Source organism: Rhodopseudomonas sp. BR0C11, assembly GCF_010820945.1.
In the GTDB taxonomy this organism is placed as follows: Bacteria; Pseudomonadota; Alphaproteobacteria; order Rhizobiales; family Xanthobacteraceae; genus Rhodopseudomonas; species Rhodopseudomonas palustris_H.
In genome coordinates this window covers 1-3,494 of record NZ_QTKI01000462.1, presented here as the reverse complement: position 1 = coordinate 3,494, position 3,494 = coordinate 1, and the positions used below count along the sequence as shown (strand labels likewise).

The following is a 3,494-nucleotide window of genomic DNA, read 5'->3' as shown; positions in this document are numbered from 1 at the left end:
GATGACCGGTGATGCCGGCGAGACCGCGATCCGCAGCAAGGCCGAAGGCGCCGCGCTGCTGCATCTCGCAACCCACGGCTTCTACAAGGCGGCGACCGATCGCACCGACGCGCTGTGGCGCAGCGGCCTCGTCACCGCCCGTCCCCTGCTCGACCGCCCGCCGCGACGCGACGGCGACGACGGCGTGATCTACGCCCGCGAACTGATGGACTGGAATTTGTCAGCCGCCGACCTCGTCGTGCTGTCGGCCTGCCAGACCGCGCTCGGCGATCCGAGCCGGATCGGCAGCGTCCGCGGCCTGCCGACCGCGCTCGCCATCGCCGGCGCCCGGCGCTCGCTGCTGACGTTGTGGGAAGTGAGCGACGAAGGCACCGCGAATTTCATGGCGCGGCTGTACCAAGTGCTCGCCGACGACAATCTCGACTACGCCTCGGCGCTACGCCAAGTCCGCATCGAGGCGATCCACGGCAAGATCAAAGCCGCCGAAGATCCATCGGTCTGGGCAGCCTTCGTGCTGTTCGAGAACTAGAATTGATGAGGCCACGGGCTATTAGTCATGCATCCCCACCGTCATGCCCGGGCTCGTCGCGGGCATCCACGTCTTTGCGGCAGACCAAACGAGAAAGGCGTGGATGGCCGGGACAAGCCCGGCCATGACGACGCAAACGACGATCGTATCGTTAAAGCGCGATCGTCGCCGCGACGCGACCGCACGGCCCCTTGCTACACCAGCCGGCTCTGCACCAGCGCCGCTTGGACGAACGAGGCGAACAGCGGGTGCGGGTCGAACGGGCGCGACTTCAGTTCGGGGTGGAACTGGACGCCGATGAACCAGGGGTGATCCTCGTATTCGACGATCTCCGGCAGCACGCCGTCCGGCGACATGCCGGAGAACTTCAGGCCGTGCTGTTCGAGCCGGTCCTTATAGGCGGTGTTGACCTCGTAGCGGTGGCGATGGCGCTCGGAGATCTCAGTGGCGCCGCCATAAACCTGCGACACCCGGCTGCCGCGCTTGAGCGACGCCGGATAGGCGCCGAGCCGCATCGTGCCGCCGAGATCGCCAGCCTGGTTACGCTTCTCCAGCTCGTTGCCGCGCACCCATTCGGTCATCAGGCCGACCAGCGGCTCCGGCGTCGGGCCGAATTCGGTCGAGTTGGCCTGTTCGATGCCGGCGAGATTCCGCGCCGCTTCGATCACCGCCATCTGCATGCCGAAGCAGATGCCGAAATACGGCACGTTGCGCTCGCGCGCGAACCGCGCCGCTTCGATCTTGCCCTCGGCGCCACGCTGGCCGAAGCCGCCGGGCACCAGGATGCCGTTGACGTGCTCGAGGAACGGCGCCGGGTCTTCGTTCTCGAACACCTCGCTCTCGATCCAGTCGAGCTTGACCTGGACCTTGTTGGCGATGCCGCCGTGGCTGAGCGCCTCGATCAGCGACTTATAGGCGTCCTTCATCCCGGTGTACTTGCCGACGATCGCGATCGTCACCGCGCCCTCGGGATTGCGGATCCGCTCGTTGATCTCGTGCCAGCGCGCCAGCTGCGGCGGCTCTTTGGCGGCGATCGCAAACGCCGCCAGCACTTCATCGTCGAGCCCGGCAGCGTGATACGCCTCGGGTACCGCGTAGATGTTGTCGACGTCGCGCGCCTCGATCACCGCGCTTTCCCGGACGTTGCAGAACAGACCGAGCTTGCGCCGCTCTTCCTTGGGAATCTCGCGGTCGGTGCGGCACAGCAGGATGTCCGGCTGGATGCCGATCGAGCGCAGCTCCTTGACCGAATGCTGGGTCGGCTTGGTCTTCAGTTCGCCGGCGCTCGGGATGTAGGGCAGCAGCGTCAGGTGGATGTAGATCACGTCGCCGCGCGGCAGATCATTCTTGATCTGGCGGATCGCTTCGAAGAACGGCAGGCCCTCGATGTCGCCGACGGTGCCGCCGATCTCGACCAGCACGAAGTCGTAGCCGTCATTGTCGCTGACGATGAATTCCTTGATCGCGTTGGTGACGTGCGGGACCACCTGGATGGTGGCGCCGAGATAGTCGCCGCGGCGTTCCTTGGTCAGGATGTCCTGGTAGATCCGGCCGGTGGTGATGTTGTCCTGCTTGGTCGCAGGCCGCCCGGTGAAGCGTTCATAGTGGCCGAGATCGAGGTCGGTCTCGGCGCCGTCGTCGGTCACGAACACTTCGCCGTGCTGATACGGCGACATCGTTCCGGGATCGAGGTTGAGATAGGGATCGAGCTTGCGAAGGCGGACTTTGTAGCCACGCGCCTGCAGCAGCGCACCGAGTGCCGCTGATGCCAGACCCTTGCCGAGCGAGGAGACCACGCCGCCGGTGATGAAGATATACCGCGCCATGGGACTTTACCTTTAATGCCGCCGGTCCGATTCGCCAAAGCGATTCGCAACCCCTCGGGCAGTTTGACGAATGCCTGTGGGTGACGCTGAAAACTCAGCTATTTCAGACGATTGCTAAAGGGGCCTCAGACCAGATGCGAGGCCCCGTCAGCGCATATCGGCAATGCTTACTGCGACTGCGGCGGGGTCGGTGCCGCAGGCGCGGCCGGTGCCGCCGGCTGCTGGTTCTGCTGCTGATCGGTCTGCTTCAGCGTGTCGAGCAGACCACCGCCCTGCGACAGCGGCGGCGCCGGCTGTCCCGGGGCCTGCTGCTGAATCGGCGCGGCGGTCGGCAGGATCGTCGTCGGCTTACGGTTGTAGCTCGCCAGCCAGGTGAGCAGCAGGCTGGTGGCGAAGAACCCGGCCGCGAGAATCGCGGTGGTGCGGGTCAGCAGGTTGGCGGTGCCGCGACTCGACATGAAACCGCCACCACCGCCGACGCCCAGGCCACCGCCTTCGGACTTCTGCAGAAGCACCACGCCGATCAGGCCCAGCACGAACATCAGGTGAATGACGATAATGACAGTCTGCATCGTACCCTTCCATCGCAAGCCAACGCCGCCGAATGGCCGATAGGCGCCGGCGGGCGGCTGCTCGACAGGCTTGCGGGATAAATGAAGTCGCGCGGTGTCTACACGATCGCGCGGGGATTTGTCACCCCCGCGCCGCGCCGGAAACGCCGCAGGAATACCGCTTGGCGCGGGTTAGTTAGGGGCAGCCCGCCGCAATCGCAAGGAAATCGGACGCCTTCAGGCTGGCGCCGCCGATCAGCGCGCCGTTGACATGCGGCACCGCCAGCAATTCGCGGGCGTTCGAGGGCTTCACCGAGCCGCCATACAGGATCCGCATGGTCTCGCCGGCCGCACCGAACCGATCGCTCAAAGTCTTGCGGATAAAGCCATGAACTTCCTCGACATCGGCCGCCGTCGGGGTACGGCCGGTGCCGATCGCCCAGACCGGCTCATAGGCCACCACCAGATTCGCCGCGGTCGCGCCGTCCGGCAGCGAGCCGGCCAGCATGCCGGCGACCACGTCGAGGGTGTGGCCGGCGTCGCGCTCGCCCTGAGTCTCGCCGACGCAGACGATCGCCCCCAGCCCGG

At 66.0% G+C, this 3,494-nt stretch carries 4 protein-coding genes; 1 reads left to right on the top strand and 3 read right to left on the bottom strand.

From position 1 onward, the window contains the following. On the top strand, positions 1-529 hold a 529-nt coding region (locus DYI24_RS23425; protein WP_164574035.1), incomplete at its 5' end, for a CHAT domain-containing protein. Between the two features lie 194 nt (positions 530-723). Here the strand turns inward: DYI24_RS23425 and pyrG are convergent. The 3 genes from pyrG to DYI24_RS23410 form a co-directional block, all read right to left on the bottom strand. After that, positions 724-2,355 carry a CTP synthase gene (pyrG, locus tag DYI24_RS23420; RefSeq protein WP_107344788.1) on the bottom strand — a complete coding sequence of 544 codons (1,632 nt, stop codon included), beginning with the start codon at positions 2,353-2,355 and terminating at the stop codon, positions 724-726. Between the two features lie 167 nt (positions 2,356-2,522). Further along, a complete protein-coding gene (gene secG, locus DYI24_RS23415) occupies positions 2,523-2,927 on the bottom strand; it encodes a preprotein translocase subunit SecG (protein WP_107344789.1) in 405 nt (134 codons plus the stop codon). A gap of 175 nt (positions 2,928-3,102) precedes the next feature. Then, on the bottom strand, positions 3,103-3,494 hold a 392-nt coding region (locus tag DYI24_RS23410), incomplete at its 5' end, for a triose-phosphate isomerase (protein WP_164574034.1).

What these genes read in the sequence shown, in the direction of transcription:
- secG (WP_107344789.1), bottom strand. Translation starts at nt 2,927, where the DNA reads ATGCAGACTGTCATTATCGTCATTCACCTGATGTTCGTGCTGGGCCTG.
- pyrG (WP_107344788.1), bottom strand. Translation starts at nt 2,355, where the DNA reads ATGGCGCGGTATATCTTCATCACCGGCGGCGTGGTCTCCTCGCTCGGC.